Below are 23,004 nucleotides of genomic sequence, written 5' to 3'. Positions count from 1 at the left end.
GCAGCTCTGTTGGCGAGCCCTGATGGCAAAAGATGCCGGGCTCAAGGCCTATCAGCAGGCGCTGATGCCGGTTATCGACAAGCCATTCGCGGAGGCGGAGCTGCTGGCAATAGATCTCGAGATGACAGGGCTCAATGCCAGCTTCGATCAGATCTTAAGTATCGGCGTGGTGCCTATCCGTCAGGGGCAGCTTATTCTCAGCGAGGCGCAGCACAAGTTGGTGCAGATAGAGGGCAGCGTCGGCCAGAGCGCCACCATACACGGCATCTTAGATACCCATCTGGATGCGGCCTTGACCCCGGAGCAGGCGATGGCCTGGTTTTTATCCGTGAGTGAGGGCAAGGTGTTGGTGGCCCACCATGCGCCGCTGGATCTCGCCTTCTTACAATCTGGCCTGCAGGCCTGTTTGGGAGAGAAGCCGCGCCTACTCGCCATAGATACTTTATTGCTGGAGAAGCAGCGACTACTGAGGCAACAGGAACATCTGCAAGAGGGCAGTCTGCGCCTGGGGCGAAGCCGCGCCCGTTACGGTCTGCCCGTGTATGCGGCTCATAACGCGCTCATCGACGCGCTGGCCTGCGGCGAGTTGCTGCTGGCACAGGTGGCGGCCATGGGCGGCGCAACTAAGGTAAAGATCGCCGAGCTGCTGCCTTAATACTCGGTTATACTTGGTTACATTTTGCGCCTTTATCTTTGGCGACTTTCCGCCATTATCTCAATAGAGACAGGAGCTTGGATGGAGCCATTTAGATGGTATTGTCCGGCTATGGCCTGAGTCATGGCATAAGTAATAAGCAAAGAGGTTAATCATGGCGCTTCCTTTACTCTGGCTCGGCGGGGCCGCCCTAGGGGCCGCCTTTATCGCCGACGCCAAACAGAAACAACGACAGTTGACCTTAGACAGGCGGTTAGGCCGTGCGCCCAAGGCGCCAGAGGGTAAGCGGGTGAGCCCGCTCGCCCCCAGTGTGTTGCACCTCGGCGAGGTCAAGGTCACGCCGCCGCCCGGTGCCCTGGTGTGCTGCTTCGTCTTCGGGGTGATAGAGCATACCGGGATCTGGTTAGGTGAGGATACCTTAGTAGAGTTACACGGCAGCGGGCTGATCCGGCCTGTGTCATCTAAGCGGTTCTTGGCGGGGCGCACCGGTAGCCGTATCTTCGTCGCCTGTGACCATCAACATAGGCCCTTAATTGGTGAATCCGTGCTGAAGAGGGCGCAGCAGGCCATCTATCAGTATCGCGACTATGATCTCTTCGATAACAACTGCCATCGCTTCGTCTGGTATTGTCTTACCGGCGAGGAGCTGAGTATCTCGAGTTTCGATAAGTTTAATCGCCTGCTGGCCAGCCATTTCGCCCAGGCGATCTATTGGGATGAGGCGGCTATAGTGAAACACGATTAAGAAAGGCTTAGCTTGTGCCTGGTTCGAAGGTCAATTCATTAAGTCTTACGCTAAAAAAAATGCCGACATCATGTCGGCATTTTCTGTTTCCAATTTGACGATTATTCGCCGCAGAAGTAGTTCACGGCGCGCTTGACCAGCTCGATACCTGTCTGATCGCATGGCGGTAGCTCGGCATCCGATTCGCTGATCGGTGTCACGCGCTCGCCCCACTTGAACAGCACTGCTGCCGAGGTCAGGCCGGCACCGAAGGCGCAAGACAAGATGGTTTGATTTGGCTTGATCAGACCCTTCTCCAGCGCATCGCAGATGGCGATAGGGATAGTGGCCGCCGAGGTGTTGCCGTAGTTGGCGATATTCACCACTGCCTTCTCTTTCGGGATCTTCATGCGGTTGATCAGGGTATCGATAATGCGCTCGTTCGCCTGATGCGGGATCACCAGATCCACTTCGTCTTTGTCGACGCCACATTTTTCCAGCACTGTGTTGCTGAGCTTACCCATACCCGCGATGGCGCGTTTGAAGATCTCCTGACCGTTGAATTCGATGTAGAAATCCAGTGAAGCGGCGTTGAATCTGTCCATGGCGGTACCAAAGCCCGCCTTGAGGATATCGCGACCGGCAGGGTCGTTGTTGAGCTCATAGCCCAATACGCCGCCAGGCTGATCTGTGGCTTCAACGACCACGGCGCCCGCGCCGTCACCGAAGAGGACCGCGGTTTCCCGGCGAGACCAGTCGAGGTAGAAGGAGAGACGCTCGGCGCCGATCACCAATACCTTCTTCGACTGACCGCTCTTGATCTGTGAGCTGGCCAAACCTAAGCCGTAGAGGAAACCACTACAGGCGGCGTTGATATCGAATGCACCGCAGCTGGCGCCGATGTTGGCCTGTACGGTTGATGCTATGTTTGGAATCAGCGTATCAGGGCTGGCGGTCGCCAGTATGATAAGATCTATCTCTTCGCCCTTAACACCGGCAGCGGCCAAGGCACGCTGGGCGGCAACGGTTGCCAGCTCAGAGGTGTTAACATGACTGATGTGTCGCTGACTGATCCCAGTACGCGGCTTAATCCATTCATCGGAAGTGTCGATAAAAGTGGCAAGATCATGGTTGGTAAGCGTTGCGGGGGGAACACACTTTCCCCAGCCGGTAATGGTGGCGTACTGCATCTGAATATTCTCTCAAAAATAAAAAGGCAGAGTACATCAGCTCTGCCTTATCAAACTAATCTAATAAGCCTAGCAATAAGTCAAGCAAGCTACAGTGATTTAGCTCACCTGTTGGGCAACCAGCTCACGTATGGCATTGGCTGCATGTAATATATGGTCTCTCAGAAGCGTTACTGCCTTGTCAATTTCTTGGTTACGACAGTAGGTGAGCAAGTCTCTGTGGTCTTGCGCCGCTCTGGGGATGCCGCCTGCCAGCAGAAGCTGTAGACGTATGTAGCGATCACAGTTGGTATTAAGACCGTGTACCACATCCATGGTGTGAGGGCGGTCGGCCGCCTGATACAGGCAGGTGTGGAACTTGGTATTGAGTTCACTCCAGCTGCTCACGGCATCTTCCTGTTGGAAAGCCGCCTCCAGTTCATCCAGGTAACCCTGGGCCTGAGCCAGCATCTCATCATCGAGATTCGGGATCGCCTTGGCAAGCAGATCGGTTTCGATAAGGGCTCTTAGCTCAAACAGCTCGGTAACCTGATCGACCGACAATTCGGTGGCGGTAGCGCCCTTATGGGCTTCAAACTTTACGAGTCCTTCGGCTTCGAGTTGCAGCAGGGCTTCTCTGACCGGGATGCGACTGACGTTCAGTGCCTCGGCTAAGGCGCTCTGGCGTAAAGGTTCGCCGGCGGCAATTTCGCCTGAAAGGATTTTCTCTCTTAAGACTTCCACCACGACCTGGGTGCGCGTTTTATGAACGATTGGAGTTGTTCGGCTCATAGTTCCCGTAATGTCTTTTCGTTATTATATGTGATCCGCATAAGATTACCGCTTATAGCACTATAAATAAAGGGAAACCGTGGTTTCCCTTTATTTAATATGCCTGTTAGAAGCGCTTTAGGAGACTTTGTCCATCTCGCAATGCTTCGGGCAGCAAAGCGGTTGGCATGTTTTGATAGCAGATGGGCCGCGTCCAGCGGTGTATCGCCATGCTGCCTACCGAAGTGCTACGGCTGTCGGTGCTGGCAGGATAAGGCCCGCCATGGTTCATCGAGTGACACACCTCGACACCTGTTGGCATCTGATTAAAGATAAGCCTGCCGACACGCTGGCCTATGGCATCCACCAGGCTATGGGCATTTGCCCAATCGCTCTCGTTGCCATGAAGCGTGGCGGTGAGCTGCCCCTCAAGCTGCTCGGCAACGGCTTGCATCTGCGCGCCGTCTTGGCACTCTACCACTATAGCGAAGGAACCAAAGACCTCCTCTTGTAGGGCGCTGTCGGCCAGATAGCCTGCCGCATCCACCTTTACCGCCGCCGGGCGGGTATGGTGGCTGGCCTCGGCCGCCTTGCCCTGGGCCAAAAGCGTCAGCTGCTGGTGTGCCAGCAGTGCCTCTGTCTGCTGCTGATAGGTGGCGGCGATGCCAGGGGTGAGCATGGCACTGGCGGCTTGTTCGGCCAGGGTCTGGCTGAGTCTATCGCAGTAGCGGGTCAGCGCCTCGCCCTTGATGGCGACAATCACCCCAGGGCTGGTGCAGAACTGACCATGGCCCATCATCATAGACTGCACCTGAGTCTCGGCCAGCGTCTCTGCCTGCTCGGCGAGTATCCCAGGTAGTAGGAATTGTGGGTTGGTAGAGCCCAGTTCACCATAGAAGGGAATAGGCTCGGGGCGCGCCGCGCAGCGATCGGCCAGGATGCGACCCACCTTTAGCGAACCTGTGAAACCCACCGCCTTGATCTCTGTCGCCTCGACCAAGCCAGTGGAAAGCGCCGGGGTGTGTCCCTGCAGCAGGCTAAATACGCCGGCTGGCATGTCGCAAGCTTTGATCGCCTTTTCTATGGCCTGGGTGACCAGCTCGCTCGTGGCCGGGTGCGCCGGGTGGCCCTTGACGATAACGGGGCAACCTGCGGCGAGCGCCGATGCGGTGTCGCCCCCCGCGGTGGAAAAGGCCAGCGGGAAGTTAGAGGCGCCGAAGACGGCCACTGGCCCTAAGGCAACTTTACCTAGACGGGTATCTGGCTTTGGCAGCGGCTGACGCTCAGGTTGAGCCATGTCGGCAATCGATTGCTCTATTGGGTTAACAAGATTTTGGGCAAACAGGCGCAGCTGACCACAGGTGCGCCCAGTTTCGCCCTGTAATCTGGCCAGAGGCAGGCCGGTTTCGAGGTGGGCGGCTTCTATGATTGCCTCTTTGTCGGCCTCGATATGCTCGGCAATGGCGCTCAGAAAAGCGGCGCGCTCGCTGTCGCTCTTGTTGCGATAGCTATTAAAGGCCTGCTCAGCCGCCTTGGTGGCCTGGGCGAGCTGCTCGTCGCTTGCGCTGGCAAAGTGCCAATCAATCTGAGTATTGGCGACTGGGTTAAAGCTTTTAAAGGCACAGGCTTCGCCCTGCCACTCGCCATTGATGTAATGCTGACCGGTTAATCTGTTGGTGATGCTTAGTGTCATTGCTATTGTCCTTTTGGGCTGGCCGGTTAGACCACCTGAAATCCGAAGGCATAGGGATCGTCATCGTCGACCGTGATGGCGTTGTGCCCGGTGATGCGTGCCCAGCCCTTGATACTTGGCATGATGGCGTCAAACTCGCCCACTTTGGTGGCGGCTTCGATGCGGCCGACAAACTGGCTGCCTATGATGCTTTCATGGGTGTACTCATCGCCGACCTTGAGTTCGCCGCGGCTATAGAGCTGAGCCAGACGGGCGCTGGTGCCTGTGCCACAGGGTGAACGGTCGATCGCCTTGTCGCCATAGAACACAGCATTCGCGCCGTTGGAGCCTTCGCTGATGGTGTCACCGGTCCAGAGCACGTGGGAGACGCCGTTGACCGTGGGGTCGTCTGGGTGCACGCAGTTTAGTTCTCTGTGGGCGATTTCGCGCACGATCGGGCTCCAGCGCAGGATATCGCCGGCGCTCCAGTGGCGCAGGCCAGGGAAGTTGGCCTGGGGATCGACGATGGCGTAGTAGTTACCGCCGTAGGAGACATCTAACTTGAGCGGCCCAAGGCCTGGGATATCCAGCACCACATCTTTATGGGCTAGATAGGCGGGCACGTTGAAGATCTTGACCCAATCTACCTTGGCGCCGGTTTGCTGATACTGCACCTTAATTTGCCCGGCGGGCACGTCTATGGTGAGCTGACCCGGCGTCTTAGGGGTTAACAGGCCAGACTCGAGCGCGGCTGTGATGGTGCCTATGGTGCCGTGGCCACACATGGGCAGGCAACCGCTGGTTTCGATAAACAGGATGGCGGCGTCGGCGTTGTCGCTGCAAGGGGGGTAGAGGAAGGCGCCGGACATCATGTCGTGGCCCCTGGGTTCAAACATCAGCGCCTTGCGGATCCAGTCATACTGCGCCAGGAAATCCTGGCGCTTCTCGCTCATAGTGCGACCCTTGAGGTCCGGATGGCCACTGGTGACCAAACGGACCGGGTTGCCGCAGGTATGAGCATCGACGCAAAAGAAGGTACCTTTTAACATCTATGCCATACTCCCTAGAATTAGTTGAGGTTGTACTTGTCGAGATCCAGGCGGGTAGCCAAGGCTTCGGCCATCACCTTTTCCACATAGGCACGCTCTTCACCGATCAAGGTCATTCGAGGCAGGCGCACATTTTCGCTGCCGCGGCCGACGATCTGCTCGGCAAACTTGATGCACTGTACCAGGGTCGGAATGGTGTCCAGGCGTAGCAGCGGCATGAACCAGCGGTAGATCTCACGGGCTTCTTCAATACGGCCGGCACGGGCCAGTTTAAACAGAGTAACAGATTCTCTTGGGAAGACATTGGTTAGGCCAGAGATCCAACCTGTGGCGCCCAGCAAAATGCTCTCCAGCGCAATATCGTCGACACCGCAGAGGATGTTGAAACGATCGCCGAAACGGCTCTGCAACTCGGTGAGGCGGCGGGTATCTGTGGTCGATTCCTTGATGGCCACTATGTTTGGCTCTTCGGCCAGCACTGCGGTCATCTCCAGGTTGATGTCGACGCCATAACCCACAGGGTTGTTGTAGATCATGATAGGCAGCTTGGTCGAGCGCGCCACATGTTGATAGTGGGCGATCACCTCGCGGTCAGTGCCGCGGTAGACCATGGCGGGCAGTAGCATCAGGCCATCGACACCGAGCGCCTCGACATCCTGGGCGTATTTCGCCGCCTGCTGGGCCGTGTTTTCGGTGCAGCCAGAGAGCACCAGGATGCGGCCATTGACCGTCTCGACCGTGTGCTTGATGAATTCACGTTTTTCTTCCGGAGAAAGGGAGGCGTTCTCGCCTATGGTACCCAGGGCGATCACCCCATCGATACCGTCACGAATGAGGTCTTCCAGCATTCTTGCGTTCGACTCATAGTTGATCGAACCATCGTCATTAAATTGGGTAGAAATTGCTGGGAATACACCTTGCCAGTTTACTTTCATGTTCAGACCTCTATAGATATTGCCGTGCAACGTGCGCGGCGAAAAAGTGATATCAAGTTTTGGCGTTTACCAAAAGCTATAGTATATTGTATACAATTTTAAGGGGAAGAAAAGCCCCTTGGTGAGATTGCCGCTATTTATGTTTTTATCTCTCACCGGTAAATACTATATATTGCATACAAACAATAACAAAGGAAGTCCCCATGCGCCTATTAGATTTAAGTCCTAGCTTTCTCGATGCTTGTACCCGATTTAAGACCCTCGACGCTCACACCGAAGGCGAGCCGTTGCGGATCCTGCTGGAGGGATATCCCGAGATCCCCGGGGATACCATTTTGGCCAAACGCAGATATCTCACGGCGCATCTGGATCATTATCGTAAGCTCTTGATGCATGAGCCCAGGGGCCATGCCGACATGTACGGCGCCATCATCACTGCGCCTATCACCCCGGGCGCTGATTTCGGCGTGCTGTTTCTCCATAACGAGGGATACAGCAGCATGTGCGGTCACGGCATCTTGGCCTTGGTAACAGTGGCGGTCGAGACGGGCACCCTAGCGCTAGGCGATACGCCAAGAGAGATAAAGATAGATGCGCCGGCTGGGCTTATCCATGCCAAGGCCTATCGTGATGAGAAGGGTGAACTCAAGGTGAGTTTTCGTAACGTGCCTTCCTGGGCCGAGGCGCTGGATTGTCGCGTAAACGTCGAGGGCATAGGTGAGGTGGCTTACGATATCGGCTTCGGCGGTGCCTATTACGCCTATGTCGATGCCGATGCGCTGGGATTGAGCTGCTTGCCGGATAATGTCGCCCAGCTGATCGATTGGGGTCGGCGCATCAAGCACGCCGTGATGGCTCAGCATCCGTTAGCTCATCCATTAGAAGCGGATTTGGGCTTTCTCTACGGCACCATCTTTACTTCAAATAAGACCAGCTCCAATGATGCCCACTCGCGACATGTGTGCGTGTTTGCCGATGGCGAAGTCGATCGCTCGCCAACGGGAACAGGGGTTGCCGGTCGAATAGCTTTGCTTCACGCTCGCGGCGAGGTCGCACTGGGTGAGCGCCTGAAGATTGAGAGTATCGTCGATGGCGCCATGCAGGTTTGCGCGCTGGATAACGCCGACTTTTATGGCAAGGCGGCGGTGATCCCAGAGGTGAGCGGCCGCGCCTTTATTACCGGGCGTCATGAGTTTATCTTAGATCCTAAGGATCAGTTTCAGCAGGGATTTATGCTCAGATGATCGAGGCTAATCATATGACAAACCATGAGTTAACGGGCCATGACAAAGAGTCTCGGGCCTGCGCTGCCTCTACCCGAAACGCGGATGTCACTGTTATAGGCGCTGGCGTTATAGGCCTTGCCAATGCCATCGCCCTGCAAAAGGCCGGCTTTAGCGTGCGCGTTATCGACAAGCAAGGAGTGGCGGCGGGCGCCTCCTTTGGAAACGCGGGCCACTTTGCCACCGAGCAGGTGTTCCCCCTGGCCGACCCGGCTATGTTACTCAAACTGCCTGGCATGTTGCTCGACCCATTAGGGCCGTTTCGCATTCAGCCGCGCTATTTTCTCAAGGCCTTGCCTTGGTTTATGCGCTTCTTAGTCAATATGTTGCCCGCAAGACGCGCCCATAACTCGGCGGCGATCAAGGCCTTAAATCAAAAGAGTATCCAAGCCTGGCAGCAACTGGTGAGCGATTGTGGCTGCTCCGAGCTACTCAAACTGCAGGGCAGTCTCTTGGTGTTTGAACAGACGCCTTTTATCGAGGTCGAGCGGGTATACAAGAGCTATCGCGATGCCGGCGTGGTGGTGAAGCTAATCAGTGGTGAGGAGGTGAGGGCGCTAGAGCCGGATCTAAGCCCCAATATCAACCACGGACTGTGGTTTACCCAGGTCGGCCATACACCGGACCCGGCCGAGTTGTGTCACCGCTTGGCAACGCAGTTTGAGAAGCTGGGCGGCAAGCTGGTGATCGGAGAGGTAATTCAGTTAGCTGCTGAATGTAAGGGAGATAATAATGAGAAAGGTGTTAATGTCAGTGTCGCTAGCGGAGTAACTTACCAAAGCGACAAGTTATTGCTTAGCGCCGGCGCCTGGTCAAAACCTTTGGCGCAGCAGCTTGGCTTTAAGGTGCCGCTGGAAACCGAGCGTGGTTATCATCTGATGATGCCACAGCAAAGCCGTCTGCAGCGGCCTGTGGCATCTTTCGAGCGCAAGTTCATCATTACCCCCATGAGTCGGGGCACCTGTCTGGCTGGTACGGTTGAATTTGGCGGTCTCAAGGCGCCACTGGTCGAGGCAAGGGCCGATTGTTTGCTGCCCCATGCCAAGGCGCTGCTGCCAGATGTGTTGGCCAGTGCTAAAACCTCCCAGGGAGAGCGCTGGATGGGCTTTAGACCCTCGCTGCCCGACTCCCTGCCTGTGCTGGGCGCTTCACCTAAGAGTGATAAGATCTTCTTTGCCTTTGGTCACCAGCACCTGGGACTCACCTGGGCCGCCTTTAGCGCACAGCTTATGGCGAAGACCATCAAGAGGGAGGAGGCTTTGGTCGATATGACCCCTTATCGCATCGACCGATTTTAGGTGGCGGACGATGAGGCATAGTAAGTGATTTAAGGATAACGAGATAAAAGAAAGGCGGGTATGCATGTCTGTAAGATCGCATCTCGGTGAAGATTCGATTGCGATTTAGCTTTGGCATTGCTGTAGCATTATATTGGTTAATAATATTTTGCCGGAGCCTTTATGGAATCCTTAGAACAACTACTAGAGCGTATAGCCCGCTGTCAGATCTGCCAGCCGCATCTTAGTCATAAGGTGCGGCCCGTGCTGCAGGCCGAATCAAGCGCCAAGGTGTTGATTGTCGGTCAGGCGCCGGGCACTAAGGCCGCGGCCAGCGGGCAGCCCTTTGATGATCCCAGCGGTGACAGGCTCAGGGAATGGCTCGGGGTGAGCCGTGAGCAGTTTTACGATCCAAATCTTTTTGCCATAGTCCCCATGGGTTTTTGCTATCCGGGGAAGGGACGCTCTGGGGATCTGCCGCCAAGGGCAGAATGTGCGCCCGCCTGGCGAGAGGCTCTGCTGGCACACCTAAAAAACATTCAACTCACCCTGGTGATTGGCCGATATGCCCAGGCCTATCATTTCGGTAAGCAGTGTGGTGGGGTGACCGAGTGCGTGCAAGGCTGGCAACTTTACGGCAATCAGATCATGCCGCTGCCTCATCCCAGCCCTCGCAACAATCTTTGGCTCAGGCGTAACCCTTGGTTTGAAACCGAATTATTGCCCGTACTCAAGGCTCGGGTGGCGAGCGCTATCGCGCAAAAGCGTCTTTAAAGTTCTAAACCCAAGAAACCTCGAGTCATTAGAACCCTAATGCTGTTATAGCGCTCACGTCATAAAAAACTAGCTTCGGCCCATGAATTCCTCGATCTCGGCAATTGACCTAGGTACTTTCTCTGACAGGTTTTCATGGCCGTCAGCAGTGACCAGGATATCATCTTCGATGCGGATCCCCATTCCGCGAAAAGCTTCGGGTACATCTGTGGCTGAGGCCGGAATATAGATGCCGGGCTCTATGGTAAAGATCATCCCTGGCTCAAGGCTGCGCCACTCGTCATTCTCATCGTGATAGGGGCCGACATCGTGGACATCCATCCCCAGCCAGTGCCCCGTCTTATGCACAGTGAAGCGTTTGTAACTTTCTCTGGCCATCACCTCCTCATAGCTCCCCTGTAATAGCCCGAGTTCGATGAGGCCGCGGGCCATCACCTGCATACAGGTCTCATAGAGGTGATTCCAGGGCGTGCCTGGTTTGACTTTGGCGATGGCGGCATCGAGGGCATCGAGTACGAGTTGGTAGATCGCTTCTTGTGCCTGAGTAAAGCGGCCATCTACCGGATAGCTGCGGGTGATATCTGCGGCGTAGTGATTGAGCTCGGCGCCGGCATCGATCAGTAGCATCTGACCGGATTGGGTCTGACAGCAGTTTTCTTCATAATGCAGGCAGCAGGCGTTGTCGCCCGCCGCCACTATGTTGGGGTAGGCCACTTCGTTAGCGCCGTGGGCGGCGATGGCAAAATTAAAGGTGGCGGCAAGCTGCGCCTCATTTATCCCTGCGCGGCAGGCTGTCATTACTGCTTTATGGCCGTCGATGGAAGCGTTAACTGCGGCGCGGATCGCCGCCTGCTCGCTCTCATCTTTGAGCACTCTCAGTGGATGTAGGTGCTTGGCCAGCGGCGTGATGCTCCGAAAGTATTTAGGCGTATCGAAGGCGCTGCCATGACGCTGGGCGTTGCACCACGCCAGCAATTTATGATTAAAGCGGCCCAGCTCGTCGCTGATAAATACCTGAGTCTGATGAGTGAGGCTGGAGGCGATGACGCTCTCTAGCTCGGCGATATCAAACGCCTGGGTGGCGCCAAAATGTTTGATGGCACCGGTAATGCCGGCTCTGGCGCCGAAGCTGACCTCCTGCTGAGGATCCTTTGGGCGGCAGAGCAAGGTGTAATTTATCTCGCCTTGCGGGCCACGATAGAGCAGGGCAACCGCATCAGGCTCGTTAAAACCTGTGAGGTAGAGAAAATCATTGTCTTGGCGAAAGTGATACTTGATGTTCTTGCTGCGTACCTTTTGCTGATAACCCACGAGGATCACAAAGCTGTCCTCGGGTAGGCTGTCCATGAGGCATTGGCGTCTAATGGCGTATTGGCTGTTTGCGGGCATCTCTATCCCTAATGCTGTGTAGTCATTTGCGAATGGCTTAACTATATTTGTATATTTTATTCATTTCTAGTCCTCGTCGACTTTATTCGTGATTGTTCGGTGCATTTTGTTGATTCAAGTGTGATAATAATGGCCAACTAATTTTTGGGTTCAGTCGGATTGGGGAAGTTTTCGTGAATCGTGCCGTTTTCCTGGATAGAGATGGAGTGATTAATATCGACCATGGTTATGTGCATCAGGTCGATGATTTCGAATATGTCGAGGGAGTATTCGATGCGTGCGCCGCGTTAAAGCAGCAAGGCTATAAGCTGGTGGTGGTGACCAATCAGTCGGGCATCGCCCGCGGACTCTACACTGAAGATCAGTTTCACAGCCTGACCGAATGGATGGACTGGAACTTCGCCGATAAGGGTGTCGACCTCGATGGCATCTATTACTGTCCTCATCACAGCGAAAAAGGCATTGGCGAGTATAAGCAGGACTGTGATTGTCGTAAGCCTAAACCCGGCATGCTCAAGAGTGCGGCGCAGTTTTTAAAGATAGACCTGAGCCGCTCTGTCATGGTGGGGGATAAGCGTGACGATATGCTGGCCGCCGAGGCCGCAGGGGTGCCGACCCGTATATTAGTGCGCACCGGCAAAACGGTAACAGATGAAGCCATAACCGCGGCGACCGTCGTTCTGGACTCTATCGCCGATGTGCCGGCTTACCTGGCGTCGCTAAACTAGTTACAAGTCTTTATAAGCTGTTGATGAATGTTTTATCTGATGAATGTGTTATCAATAGCTATTAAGTCGCCTTTTATATGCCTTTGATGGGCGAATCTAGTCAGAATCGCCTTTTTGCTCGTTTATTTCGACCAGATTAGACGAACCTAGTGACCGAAATTCACTTTATCATTTCTCAAAATGTGCCTTTTCTGATGGCTAATTCGTCATGTTGTTCGATGTTTGAGCATTTGAGCCGAATTTATAAAACAATCTGAGAAAAGGCCTTGACGCCTCGGTCGCCCTGAGTAGAATACGCAGCCCTAGCCACTTGGAACTGCCGAGATGTGCTAGCGCTCATGAGGTGTTTAAGGCACCATGAGCACGCTCTTTAACAATTTATCAAGTAATCTGTGTGGACACTCACAGGTATTGAGTTAATCGAAAACGATTTAAATCTCAATGCAACGATGAGTGTTCATAGCAATATGTACAAACATATAAATGATTCTTCCGAGTCATTTATGTGAATCAGAATTCATTGAGTCGCTTCCTTTTGAATAAAGAGTGGAGCAAAAAAACTTTTAATTGAAGAGTTTGATCATGGCTCAGATTGAACGCTGGCGGCAGGCCTAACACATGCAAGTCGAGCGGTAACAGGAAGAAAGCTTGCTTTCTTTGCTGACGAGCGGCGGACGGGTGAGTAATGCCTAGGGAACTGCCCAGTCGAGGGGGATAACAGTTGGAAACGACTGCTAATACCGCATACGCCCTACGGGGGAAAAGAGGGGATCTTCGGACCTTCTGCGATTGGATGTACCTAGGTGGGATTAGCTAGTAGGTGAGGTAATGGCTCACCTAGGCGACGATCCCTAGCTGTTCTGAGAGGATGATCAGCCACACTGGGACTGAGACACGGCCCAGACTCCTACGGGAGGCAGCAGTGGGGAATATTGCACAATGGGCGCAAGCCTGATGCAGCCATGCCGCGTGTGTGAAGAAGGCCTTCGGGTTGTAAAGCACTTTCAGCGAGGAGGAAAGGTTAACGGTTAATACCCGTTAGCTGTGACGTTACTCGCAGAAGAAGCACCGGCTAACTTCGTGCCAGCAGCCGCGGTAATACGAGGGGTGCAAGCGTTAATCGGAATTACTGGGCGTAAAGCGTACGCAGGCGGTTGATTAAGCGAGATGTGAAAGCCCCGGGCTTAACCTGGGAACTGCATTTCGAACTGGTCAACTAGAGTCTTGTAGAGGGGGGTAGAATTTCAGGTGTAGCGGTGAAATGCGTAGAGATCTGAAGGAATACCGGTGGCGAAGGCGGCCCCCTGGACAAAGACTGACGCTCAGGTACGAAAGCGTGGGGAGCAAACAGGATTAGATACCCTGGTAGTCCACGCCGTAAACGATGTCTACTCGGAATTTGGTGTCTTGAACACTGGGTTCTCAAGCTAACGCATTAAGTAGACCGCCTGGGGAGTACGGCCGCAAGGTTAAAACTCAAATGAATTGACGGGGGCCCGCACAAGCGGTGGAGCATGTGGTTTAATTCGATGCAACGCGAAGAACCTTACCTACTCTTGACATCCAGAGAACTTTTCAGAGATGAATTGGTGCCTTCGGGAACTCTGAGACAGGTGCTGCATGGCTGTCGTCAGCTCGTGTTGTGAAATGTTGGGTTAAGTCCCGCAACGAGCGCAACCCTTATCCTTACTTGCCAGCGGGTAATGCCGGGAACTTTAGGGAGACTGCCGGTGATAAACCGGAGGAAGGTGGGGACGACGTCAAGTCATCATGGCCCTTACGAGTAGGGCTACACACGTGCTACAATGGTCGGTACAGAGGGTTGCGAAGCCGCGAGGTGGAGCTAATCTCACAAAGCCGGTCGTAGTCCGGATTGGAGTCTGCAACTCGACTCCATGAAGTCGGAATCGCTAGTAATCGTGGATCAGAATGCCACGGTGAATACGTTCCCGGGCCTTGTACACACCGCCCGTCACACCATGGGAGTGGGCTGCACCAGAAGTAGATAGCTTAACCTTCGGGAGGGCGTTTACCACGGTGTGGTTCATGACTGGGGTGAAGTCGTAACAAGGTAGCCCTAGGGGAACCTGGGGCTGGATCACCTCCTTACCTATACGATTGACTGATATTTGTTGAGTGTTCACACAGATTACTTGATAGAAAGATAGAGCAAAGTATCGAAAGATATTTTTGAGGGTTTTGATTCTTAATCAAGGCACTTGATGAGTCTCGCAGGGAGTGTGCTTAAGCACATGACTGAGAAACGAAGAGAGTAACGCCGAGTAAGGATTAAAAATCCAAAAAGAAATGGGTCTGTAGCTCAGCTGGTTAGAGCGCACCCCTGATAAGGGTGAGGTCGGTGGTTCAAGTCCACTCTGACCCACCAATTCTTCGTTGATACTGCGTTATGTATTTCGTCGTTTAGCTGGCTAAACGTCCTCAATACATGCCTTGTTTCAACTCGAATTGGCAATGGTATACTTTGTTCGCTGCATGTAATGGGGCTATAGCTCAGCTGGGAGAGCGCCTGCCTTGCACGCAGGAGGTCTGCGGTTCGATCCCGCATAGCTCCACCATTTGCTCTTAAAGAGAGCATGCAGTTATGGTTAGAGATGCCAAAGATAAATGCAAAATTTATCTTTGGCTTTTTTAAGCCAGGTCGAAATCGTTCCATACGATTTTCGACACTTCCACCATCCGTGGAGGTCGCTCTTTAAAAATTTGGAAAGCTGATAGTAATAACCGAAAGGTTATTGCGAAAAATAATTGAGTTCTCAAAACACACTTTAATCAAGTGACTTGAGTATTCTTTTGGCGAAAGTAGAAACCGTTAGTTGCGATGCGACTCAGATGAAACTCATTTGGGTTGTATGGTTAAGTGACTAAGCGTATACGGTGGATGCCTTGGCAGTCAGAGGCGATGAAGGACGTAGTAACTTGCGAAAAGCGTTGGCGAGCTAGTAACAAGCATTTGAGCTAACGATGTCCGAATGGGGAAACCCGGCACCATAAGGTGTCATCACTAAGTGAATACATAGCTTAGTGAGGCGAACGAGGGGAACTGAAACATCTAAGTACCCTTAGGAAAAGAAATCAACCGAGATTCCCCTAGTAGCGGCGAGCGAACGGGGATTAGCCCTTAAGCCTAGAGGGTGTTAGTGGAATGTGTTGGAAAGCACAGCGATACAGGGTGATAGCCCCGTACATGAAAACTAACTTTAGGTGAAAACGAGTAGGACGGGACACGTGATATCTTGTTCGAATATGGGGGGACCATCCTCCAAGGCTAAATACTCCTGACTGACCGATAGTGAACCAGTACCGTGAGGGAAAGGCGAAAAGAACCCCTGTGAGGGGAGTGAAATAGAACCTGAAACCGTATACGTACAAGCAGTGGGAGCGGTTCTTGAGACCGTGACTGCGTACCTTTTGTATAATGGGTCAGCGACTTACATTTTGTAGCGAGGTTAAGCGAATAGCGGAGCCGTAGGGAAACCGAGTGTTAACTGCGCGTTTAGTTGCAAGGTGTAGACCCGAAACCCGGTGATCTAGCCATGGGCAGGTTGAAGGTTGAGTAACATCAACTGGAGGACCGAACACACGTATGTTGAAAAATGCGGTGATGACTTGTGGCTGGGGGTGAAAGGCCAATCAAACCGGGAGATATCTGGTTCTCCTCGAAAGCTATTTAGGTAGCGCCTCGAGCGAATACCATTGGGGGTAGAGCACTGTTAAGGCTAGGGGGTCATCCCGACTTACCAACCCTTTGCAAACTCCGAATACCAATGAGTACTACTCGGGAGACACACGGCGGGTGCTAACGTCCGTCGTGAAAAGGGAAACAACCCAGACCATCAGCTAAGGTCCCAAAGTTATTGCTAAGTGGGAAACGATGTGGGAAGGCTTAGACAGCTAGGATGTTGGCTTAGAAGCAGCCATCATTTAAAGAAAGCGTAATAGCTCACTAGTCGAGTCGGCCTGCGCGGAAGATATAACGGGGCTAAGCAATACACCGAAGCTATGGGTACTAGCGCTTGCGCTGGTGCGGTAGAGGAGCGTTCTGTAAGCCGTTGAAGGTGAAGGGGTAACCCACGCTGGAGGTATCAGAAGTGCGAATGCTGACATGAGTAACGATAAAGGGGGTGAAAAACCTCCTCGCCGAAAGACCAAGGGTTCCTGTCCAACGTTAATCGGGGCAGGGTGAGTCGACCCCTAAGGCGAGGCCGAAAGGCGTAGTCGATGGGAAACGGGTTAATATTCCCGTACTTCTGCTAACTGCGATGGAGAGACGGAGAAGGCTAGGCTAGCGCGGCGTTGGTTGTCCGCGTTTAAGGCTGTAGGTAGGGTACTTAGGCAAATCCGGGTACCTAATACTGAGAGTTGATGACGAGTCACTACGGTGATGAAGTAGTTGATGCCATGCTTCCAGGAAAATCTTCTAAGCTTCAGGTTAGTAGGAATCGTACCCCAAACCGACACAGGTGGTCGGGTAGAGAATACCAAGGCGCTTGAGAGAACTCGGCTGAAGGAACTAGGCAAAATGGTACCGTAACTTCGGGAGAAGGTACGCTCCTGTTGGTGATGAGACTTGCTCTCTAAGCTGACGGGAGTCGCAGATACCAGGTGGCTGCAACTGTTTATCAAAAACACAGCACTGTGCAAAATCGCAAGATGACGTATACGGTGTGACGCCTGCCCGGTGCCGGAAGGTTAATTGATTGGGTTATCTTCGGAGAAGCTCATGATCGAAGCCCCGGTAAACGGCGGCCGTAACTATAACGGTCCTAAGGTAGCGAAATTCCTTGTCGGGTAAGTTCCGACCTGCACGAATGGCGTAATGATGGCCACGCTGTCTCCAGCCGAGACTCAGTGAAGTTGAAATTGCGGTGAAGATGCCGTATACCCGCGGCTAGACGGAAAGACCCCGTGAACCTTTACTATAGCTTGGCACTGAACATTGACCCTACATGTGTAGGATAGGTGGGAGACTTTGAAGCGGGAACGCCAGTTCTCGTGGAGTCATCCTTGAAATACCACCCTTGTAGTGTTGATGTTCTAACTCTGGCCCCTGAATCGGGGTTGAGGACAGTGCCTGGTGGGTAGTTTGACTGGGGCGGTCTCCTCCCAAAGAGTAACGGAGGAGCACGAAGGTTGGCTAAGTACGGTCGGACATCGTACGGTTAGTGCAATGGCATAAGCCAGCTTAACTGCGAGACATACACGTCGAGCAGGTGCGAAAGCAGGTCATAGTGATCCGGTGGTTCTGAATGGAAGGGCCATCGCTCAACGGATAAAAGGTACTCCGGGGATAACAGGCTGATACCGCCCAAGAGTTCATATCGACGGCGGTGTTTGGCACCTCGATGTCGGCTCATCACATCCTGGGGCTGAAGTCGGTCCCAAGGGTATGGCTGTTCGCCATTTAAAGTGGTACGCGAGCTGGGTTCAGAACGTCGTGAGACAGTTCGGTCCCTATCTGCCGTGGGCGTTGGATGATTGAAGGGAGCTGCTCCTAGTACGAGAGGACCGGAGTGGACGAACCGCTGGTGTTCGGGTTGTCATGCCAATGGCATTGCCCGGTAGCTACGTTCGGAATCGATAACCGCTGAAAGCATCTAAGCGGGAAGCGAGCCCTAAGATGAGTCATCCCTAGACCTTTAAGGTCTCTAAAGAGCCGTCCGAGACTAGGACGTTGATAGGCAGGGTGTGTAAGCGTTGTGAGGCGTTGAGCTAACCTGTACTAATGACTCGTGAGGCTTAATCATACAACCCAAAAGGGTTTCGTACGATGGTTTTACGTAATCAAAAGAATACAAAAGTACTTGATTGAAGTGCGAACTCAAGCAGCTTTCCGAATTTCCAAATTTGTCTGGAAACCATAGCATTGTGGTCCCACCTGATCCCATCCCGAACTCAGAAGTGAAACGCAATCGCGCCGATGGTAGTGTGGGGTCTCCCCATGTGAGAGTAGGTCATTTCCAGGCGCCTAATAAAACAAAAAGCCCTAGCCTAAAACGCTAGGGCTTTTTGCTTTCTACGCTCCGCGAAAGTGCTACTTCACATGCAGCCCACAGCCACTTCGTGGGTGGGCCCCTCAGCTCGCAGCCTAGCTGCTTCGCGCTCCAGTCATCCATCAAGCTGCGCTTGATAAACGGATGCCTTACGCCCCCATGTGAGATTGACGGAGTTAGTATCTGATGTCTGGCTATAAGTTGGCCATGACAGGCGCCTTTTCTCTTTATTCATTAGACCCTCTGCTTAACTGCTTCGCGCTCCAGTCATCCATCAAGCTGCGCTTGATAAGCGGATGTCTTACACCTTCATGTGAGAGGCTCAAAATGTATTCCGTGTCCTCTTACTTGTTCTAATCGCCATCCGTTAATAAGCACTGAGTTAGCAGATCTCTAATGCCTCTTGGCGAGAGGCTCGGATAGGTTACTTTGAGAGTACTTGGGCGTTAATAGATGTTTTCTATCTGTGCGATTTGATCATTCAATTATACAGGGGAGCTAGGGGGATTTAGATTTAGGATATCAAGCTAATGGCTAACTGGGGCACTAAATCTGTGATGCATTCTCTTAATACTGGCTTTCCTAATGCTGGGTTTCCTACTGCCGGTTTTCCTAAGACTGGTTCTCAAAATTCTGATTCTACCGGCTCGCTTTCTCTGTTGGGCCCATCCTTGACTCCTAAGGAAGAGGACAGTCAGCTAGGGCAAGTGCTAACGCCCGTACAGGCCAATACGGCGTTGATCGCCGAAGGCGGTGGGCAGCGGGGGATATTTACTGCCGGCGTGTTAGATGCCTGGCTTGAGAGGGGATATAACCCTTTTGCGCTGCTTATCGGTACTTCGGCTGGAGCCCAAAATCTCTCGAGTTATCTCACGGGGCAGATTGGCTTTGCCAAGCAGGCGATTAAGGGCTTGTCCCGCGATCCACAATTTGTGAAGGTGAGTCGCGGTCTTGCCGGGAAGAGTACAGTGGATCTCGATTGGTACTTTAATCAGGTGCAAGGCGAGTCCTTAGGCCTAGATCTGTCTGCCGGGATGCGGGCATTGACCCATCGCCGACTGCTTTTTAGCATGACCAATGGTTCTAACTATCAGGCGATATTTCGTCAGCCCAATAAGCAGAACTGGCTGGAGTTACTCAAGGCGTCAAGCGCGCTCCCGTTTCTCTATCGCCAAGGGGTGCCTTTAGAGGACAGCTTTTATGTCGATGGTGGCCTGTCGGCGCCGCTGCCGGTGGAGGAGGCCCATCGGCGCGGGGCGACTAAGATAGTTGTGATACGTACCATGCCAGAGGAATACCAGGCTTATACGCCCTGGGTGAATCGTCTCAAGTCTTGGATCTGCAGCTCGAATCGCTGCCCTAGGGCGATTGAGTATTACCTGCACCATGAAGCCGAATATAAGCGCTCACTTTCCTTTATCGACAATCCACCTGAGGGCGTGGAGATCATTCAGTTATTTCCCCGCCGGGCACTAGCGAGCAAGTTACTCGGCAGTTCGACGGCAGAGCTTGATAGGGACTATCGACTTGGGCGGCGGGCGGGATTTAAGTTCCTGAAACAGGATAGCCTTTCCACCATGAAGCGTGCCGCATAACGTTATGCTGGCTAAAGCTATTTTACTTAAAGCTGTTTCACTGAAAGCTATTTCACTGAAAGTCATGCGCCTATCGGTACCGGAAGTATCCAACCGGCTGGCTTAGTGCCCGTCTCGCTGAGCCTGTTCGATGAGCCCTATACGCTTTTTAAAGGCTTCTCTGGTGGCTTCATCCGCTTGTTCGTACCAGAAATCTAGCATCTGGCCGACATTGATCTGATCGCGGCGTGGCGTGCCTGTTTGAGTTACAGGCTGAGTGCTTGGTTGACTAGTTGGCTGGCCTACCGGCTGAGCGCCTTGTTGCGCAGTGGTTTGCTGCGCTGCCAAGGCCGTTGAGGCTGCCGCAGGACTTGCTGCGCCGCTTGAGGCATTGCTCGAGGCACTGCTTGAGGTGCTAGTAGGCGCTACTTGGATTGCTTGATTAATTGCTATGGCCGCAACGCCTTGGCCCATGTTGTAGGCCTTTATCTCTTCGCTGTAATCGCGGCCTATCTGAATGCCATCCTTTAGCAACTTATCTATCTTGTAAGTGACATTATTGCCTTGGGTATCCGTGAGGCTAATTTGAGGAGCGTTGTTAAATTTCTCCGCCGATTTCGGTGAGTTGATCTTAGGGATGGCGACGCGATAGTGATTGTTTTCGCCAGAGAAGGTGACGATAAGGGTCTCTGAGACGAAGCGCTTCTGTTGGCCAAATTCGCGGTAGGTGGCGCGGGCATTAAAGACCAGTTGCTGCGGGCCATTTTGCGAGATCAGCTGATGGCCAGTGATATCCTTACCGTTAAGCAGCAATGGTTCTGCGCTATCTGGCAGTGTGATGGTGACTTCGGCGTGCGCTTGTACAAAAAAGAGTGGGATCAAGAATAGGCAATGGATTAAAGATTTCATGGTAAACCGGGAAAAGAATAATTTATCTGTGTTATAGCACCTCGTGGCCCAGTTGGACAACTTTACAAGCGGCCATTGGGCTTTTTGAGCATCCTGAGTGTTGGGTTACAGTAATTTGCTTGCTAAGACTCTATAATGGTGGGGATTAATTCCAGGAGCTTAGCGTGTTAACTAAAATTTTAGTGACTCTGTTAGTGATTGCCGCGGCGATCGCCTATCTTCGTAAGCCTAAGGTGTCCAGCCAACCGACGGCCAGTCAGTTGGGTCAGCGAATCGTATTTAAATACCTTGCCTTTGGTATCGCCGCCCTGGCACTGCTGGGGAGTGGTGGCTACTGGTATTGGTCCTGGCAAGAGGGCAATCAGCTGGTGTATGTCACCATAATCTCGCCGGCATCGGCCTCGAAAGAGGTCTATCAGGTACGTAAACGCGAGTTACAGAGCGATGCCTTCACCACTGTAGATGGCCTTAAGGTTCGCTTGTCGACTCAAGAGCGGATTGTGATAGCCGATACCCCGCCGAATATGAGGTAGGCTGGTTTTTAACACCGCTTCATTTTTATTTTGGTTATATTCCCTTCATTAGCAGTCGATTAGGCTGTTCAATGGCGCGTTATTCGGTAGAATAACGCCAAATTATACCCTGCGCTTGGATGTGGTGCGTTTTCATCTAAGTGTCTTTTTCAGGAGGTCCTATGATCACGGCTTATGTCTTTCAAGCGAATAAGTTATCCATTGTCGAGTTGAATATTCGAGACAGTGTTCCCGAGGGTACCTTATGGCTGGATCTCTATAAACCTGAAGATGACGAACGTGAATGGCTGAGGGGCTATTCGGTAGAGGAGCTACCGGACGAGGAAGATATTAACGAAATTGAGGCCTCGGCGCGTTTCTATCAAAACAAGGATGGTCTGCACATCAACTCATTGTTCCCCCAGCGTGTCGGACAGGATGTTAAAGGGGTGAACGTCTCCTTCAACCTGCGTCCACAGTTTCTGGTGACCCTGAGGGAAGATGATGTGGGGCTGATCCGCTTACTGCGTAACTATCTGCGTTTAGGCCGCTTAGAGGTACAGACGCCACAGGCGCTCTTCCTGGAGCTGTTTAACCTTAAGGTGGATTACCTCTCGGATCTGATCGAAGATGTCTATTCCGTGCTGGATAGTGTGGGTGAGCAGGTGTTTGAGAGCAGTGAACTCGACGATGTGTTTAAGCTGATCACCTTGCAGGAAGACTCCAACGGTAAGATCCGTCTGAGTTTGCTCGATACCCAGCGGTCCCTGCGTTATATGCAGCGTTATTATCGCGGCAAGTTGACCGATGAAGATCTGAAAGATCTGCGGGAGATGTTGTCGGATATCGAATCTCTAATGCCCCACAGTCAGTTCATCTTCGATAAGTTGAACTTCCTGCTCGATGCGGCCATGGGTTTCAGTGGGCTGCAACAAAACAAGATCATCAAGATCTTCTCGGTTGCGGCGGTGATCTTCCTGCCTCCTACCGTGATTGCCAGCGCCTATGGGATGAACTTCGCCAACATGCCAGAGCTTGAGTGGCAGTGGGGTTATCCTATGGCGATCATGATGATGATTGGCAGTGCGGCCTCGACCTATTTCTTCTTCAAGCGTAAAGGCTGGCTCTGATATTAGCCTGAGGTTGGTACCTGCCTGGTTTAAAGTTTTGGCCGGCAGTCAAACGCACATCTTAACGGCGTGAGTTATTTACCTGGATAACAGAGCACCTTGGCTCTGTTATCTGTGTAAAGGTCGGGCTGATTGATCACCTGATTTAAGGTGATGAACTTGTCATTCATCAGCCGCAGCGCCATATAGCAGCGGGCGTAAGGCGTGGTGCAGCGGGACAGCTTGAACTCGAGATGATGACGAATGGTTTCCAGCTGGGCGCGGTTATTGGCATGGGCCTCGCTGATTAAGGCCTGGTTAAGATTTTTCTGCAGGGTGGCCAGTTGCTGCGGCGCATGCTGCGCCAGCCATTTCAGGCTGTCGAAATCGGGTAGCTCTACCATACTCTTTCCCCTTAGCGCATAAACGCCATAATGCAAGGCCAGTACTCTAATTTTAGTCT

17 protein-coding genes, 2 tRNA genes and 3 rRNA genes are annotated in these 23,004 nt (G+C 52.9%); 14 read left to right on the top strand and 8 right to left on the bottom strand.

Translation table 11 applies throughout. The annotated features are described in order from the left end of the window. Window positions 1-22 precede the first annotated feature (22 nt). Both K0I63_RS12290 and K0I63_RS12285 read left to right on the top strand, forming a co-directional pair. Window positions 23-655, top strand: a complete 633-nt coding sequence (locus K0I63_RS12290) for an exonuclease domain-containing protein (RefSeq protein WP_258406862.1) — start codon at window positions 23-25, stop codon at window positions 653-655. A gap of 154 nt (window positions 656-809) precedes the next feature. Continuing rightward, the gene (locus K0I63_RS12285; protein ID WP_220081223.1) at window positions 810-1,400 is read left to right on the top strand and encodes a lecithin retinol acyltransferase family protein; all 591 of its coding nucleotides are present in this window, start codon (window positions 810-812) and stop codon (window positions 1,398-1,400) included. 101 nt (window positions 1,401-1,501) lie between these two features. Here K0I63_RS12285 and K0I63_RS12280 read toward each other — a convergent pair whose 3' ends face one another. The 5 genes from K0I63_RS12280 to dapA all read right to left on the bottom strand — a co-directional run bounded on the left by K0I63_RS12280 (window position 1,502) and on the right by dapA (window position 6,975). Then, window positions 1,502-2,569, bottom strand: coding sequence for a ketoacyl-ACP synthase III (locus K0I63_RS12280; protein ID WP_220071738.1), 1,068 nt, complete (start codon window positions 2,567-2,569; stop codon window positions 1,502-1,504). A gap of 99 nt (window positions 2,570-2,668) precedes the next feature. Next, window positions 2,669-3,340 (bottom strand): GntR family transcriptional regulator, encoded by a 672-nt coding sequence (locus tag K0I63_RS12275; RefSeq protein WP_011866162.1) that lies wholly within the window; start codon window positions 3,338-3,340, stop codon window positions 2,669-2,671. Between the two features lie 106 nt (window positions 3,341-3,446). Then, window positions 3,447-5,012, bottom strand: a complete 1,566-nt coding sequence (locus K0I63_RS12270) for an aldehyde dehydrogenase (NADP(+)) (protein ID WP_220081222.1) — start codon at window positions 5,010-5,012, stop codon at window positions 3,447-3,449. Between the two features lie 26 nt (window positions 5,013-5,038). Further along, window positions 5,039-6,040, bottom strand: a complete 1,002-nt coding sequence (locus tag K0I63_RS12265) for a 4-hydroxyproline epimerase (RefSeq protein ID WP_220081221.1) — start codon at window positions 6,038-6,040, stop codon at window positions 5,039-5,041. A gap of 20 nt (window positions 6,041-6,060) precedes the next feature. Beyond that, window positions 6,061-6,975, bottom strand: coding sequence for a 4-hydroxy-tetrahydrodipicolinate synthase (gene dapA, locus K0I63_RS12260; protein WP_220081220.1), 915 nt, complete (start codon window positions 6,973-6,975; stop codon window positions 6,061-6,063). 203 nt (window positions 6,976-7,178) lie between these two features. Here dapA and K0I63_RS12255 point away from each other — a divergent pair, with 203 nt between their 5' ends. The 3 genes from K0I63_RS12255 (at window position 7,179) to K0I63_RS12245 (ending at window position 10,309) form a co-directional block, all read left to right on the top strand. Continuing rightward, window positions 7,179-8,219: a proline racemase family protein gene (locus K0I63_RS12255; RefSeq protein WP_220081219.1), complete on the top strand. Its 1,041-nt coding sequence runs from the start codon at window positions 7,179-7,181 to the stop codon at window positions 8,217-8,219. Between the two features lie 14 nt (window positions 8,220-8,233). Beyond that, entirely contained in the window at window positions 8,234-9,556 is a 1,323-nt protein-coding gene (locus K0I63_RS12250; RefSeq protein ID WP_258406861.1) for an NAD(P)/FAD-dependent oxidoreductase, read from the top strand. Window positions 9,557-9,718: 162 nt separating this feature from the next. Further along, entirely contained in the window at window positions 9,719-10,309 is a 591-nt protein-coding gene (locus tag K0I63_RS12245) for a uracil-DNA glycosylase family protein (RefSeq protein WP_220081217.1), read from the top strand. 69 nt (window positions 10,310-10,378) lie between these two features. Here K0I63_RS12245 and K0I63_RS12240 read toward each other — a convergent pair whose 3' ends face one another. Continuing rightward, on the bottom strand, window positions 10,379-11,698 hold the full coding sequence (locus K0I63_RS12240) for an aminopeptidase P N-terminal domain-containing protein (RefSeq protein ID WP_220081216.1): 1,320 nt from the start codon (window positions 11,696-11,698) through the stop codon (window positions 10,379-10,381). A gap of 173 nt (window positions 11,699-11,871) precedes the next feature. Here K0I63_RS12240 and gmhB point away from each other — a divergent pair, with 173 nt between their 5' ends. From gmhB to K0I63_RS12205, 7 genes are all read left to right on the top strand, one after another. Further along, window positions 11,872-12,426, top strand: coding sequence for a D-glycero-beta-D-manno-heptose 1,7-bisphosphate 7-phosphatase (gene gmhB / locus K0I63_RS12235; protein WP_220081215.1), 555 nt, complete (start codon window positions 11,872-11,874; stop codon window positions 12,424-12,426). Between the two features lie 564 nt (window positions 12,427-12,990). Further along, window positions 12,991-14,535, top strand: a 16S ribosomal RNA gene (locus tag K0I63_RS12230). 200 nt (window positions 14,536-14,735) lie between these two features. Beyond that, a tRNA-Ile gene (locus K0I63_RS12225) sits at window positions 14,736-14,812 on the top strand. Window positions 14,813-14,926: 114 nt separating this feature from the next. Continuing rightward, window positions 14,927-15,002: transfer RNA gene (locus K0I63_RS12220), tRNA-Ala, on the top strand. 296 nt (window positions 15,003-15,298) lie between these two features. Beyond that, window positions 15,299-18,191 (top strand): 23S ribosomal RNA (locus K0I63_RS12215). A gap of 103 nt (window positions 18,192-18,294) precedes the next feature. Then, a 5S ribosomal RNA gene (gene rrf, locus K0I63_RS12210) occupies window positions 18,295-18,410 on the top strand. The 16S, 23S and 5S rRNA genes sit together here with 2 tRNA genes alongside, the layout of an rRNA operon. A gap of 698 nt (window positions 18,411-19,108) precedes the next feature. Then, a complete protein-coding gene (locus tag K0I63_RS12205) occupies window positions 19,109-20,032 on the top strand; it encodes a patatin-like phospholipase family protein (RefSeq protein ID WP_258406860.1) in 924 nt (307 codons plus the stop codon). 102 nt (window positions 20,033-20,134) lie between these two features. On the opposite strand, the gene K0I63_RS12200 is transcribed toward K0I63_RS12205, so the two are convergent. Continuing rightward, window positions 20,135-20,920, bottom strand: a complete 786-nt coding sequence (locus tag K0I63_RS12200) for a DUF2057 domain-containing protein (RefSeq protein ID WP_220081214.1) — start codon at window positions 20,918-20,920, stop codon at window positions 20,135-20,137. A gap of 164 nt (window positions 20,921-21,084) precedes the next feature. Between K0I63_RS12200 and K0I63_RS12195 the strand changes: the two genes are divergently transcribed. Next, window positions 21,085-21,453 carry a hypothetical protein gene (locus K0I63_RS12195; RefSeq protein WP_220081213.1) on the top strand — a complete coding sequence of 123 codons (369 nt, stop codon included), beginning with the start codon at window positions 21,085-21,087 and terminating at the stop codon, window positions 21,451-21,453. 161 nt (window positions 21,454-21,614) lie between these two features. Further along, window positions 21,615-22,562, top strand: a complete 948-nt coding sequence (corA, locus tag K0I63_RS12190) for a magnesium/cobalt transporter CorA (protein ID WP_011866150.1) — start codon at window positions 21,615-21,617, stop codon at window positions 22,560-22,562. 74 nt (window positions 22,563-22,636) lie between these two features. On the opposite strand, the gene K0I63_RS12185 is transcribed toward corA, so the two are convergent. Beyond that, window positions 22,637-22,945: a DUF3135 domain-containing protein gene (locus K0I63_RS12185; RefSeq protein ID WP_220081212.1), complete on the bottom strand. Its 309-nt coding sequence runs from the start codon at window positions 22,943-22,945 to the stop codon at window positions 22,637-22,639. Window positions 22,946-23,004 lie beyond the last annotated feature (59 nt).

Origin of the sequence: Shewanella rhizosphaerae, assembly GCF_019457655.1 — a bacterium.
Lineage (GTDB): Bacteria > Pseudomonadota > Gammaproteobacteria > Enterobacterales > Shewanellaceae > Shewanella > Shewanella loihica.
This window is presented reverse-complemented; position numbering and strand designations above follow the sequence as displayed.

Bases quoted from the DNA above. Each gene is read 5' to 3' on its own strand.
- K0I63_RS12290 (WP_258406862.1), top strand. From the start codon at position 23: ATGGCAAAAGATGCCGGGCTCAAGGCCTATCAGCAGGCGCTGATGCCG.
- K0I63_RS12285 (WP_220081223.1), top strand. From the start codon at position 810: ATGGCGCTTCCTTTACTCTGGCTCGGCGGGGCCGCCCTAGGGGCCGCC.
- K0I63_RS12280 (WP_220071738.1), bottom strand. From the start codon at position 2,569: ATGCAGTACGCCACCATTACCGGCTGGGGAAAGTGTGTTCCCCCCGCA.
- K0I63_RS12275 (WP_011866162.1), bottom strand. From the start codon at position 3,340: ATGAGCCGAACAACTCCAATCGTTCATAAAACGCGCACCCAGGTCGTG.
- K0I63_RS12270 (WP_220081222.1), bottom strand. From the start codon at position 5,012: ATGACACTAAGCATCACCAACAGATTAACCGGTCAGCATTACATCAAT.
- K0I63_RS12265 (WP_220081221.1), bottom strand. From the start codon at position 6,040: ATGTTAAAAGGTACCTTCTTTTGCGTCGATGCTCATACCTGCGGCAAC.
- dapA (WP_220081220.1), bottom strand. From the start codon at position 6,975: ATGAAAGTAAACTGGCAAGGTGTATTCCCAGCAATTTCTACCCAATTT.
- K0I63_RS12255 (WP_220081219.1), top strand. From the start codon at position 7,179: ATGCGCCTATTAGATTTAAGTCCTAGCTTTCTCGATGCTTGTACCCGA.
- K0I63_RS12250 (WP_258406861.1), top strand. From the start codon at position 8,234: ATGACAAACCATGAGTTAACGGGCCATGACAAAGAGTCTCGGGCCTGC.
- K0I63_RS12245 (WP_220081217.1), top strand. From the start codon at position 9,719: ATGGAATCCTTAGAACAACTACTAGAGCGTATAGCCCGCTGTCAGATC.
- K0I63_RS12240 (WP_220081216.1), bottom strand. From the start codon at position 11,698: ATGCCCGCAAACAGCCAATACGCCATTAGACGCCAATGCCTCATGGAC.
- K0I63_RS12200 (WP_220081214.1), bottom strand. From the start codon at position 20,920: ATGAAATCTTTAATCCATTGCCTATTCTTGATCCCACTCTTTTTTGTA.
- corA (WP_011866150.1), top strand. From the start codon at position 21,615: ATGATCACGGCTTATGTCTTTCAAGCGAATAAGTTATCCATTGTCGAG.
- K0I63_RS12185 (WP_220081212.1), bottom strand. From the start codon at position 22,945: ATGGTAGAGCTACCCGATTTCGACAGCCTGAAATGGCTGGCGCAGCAT.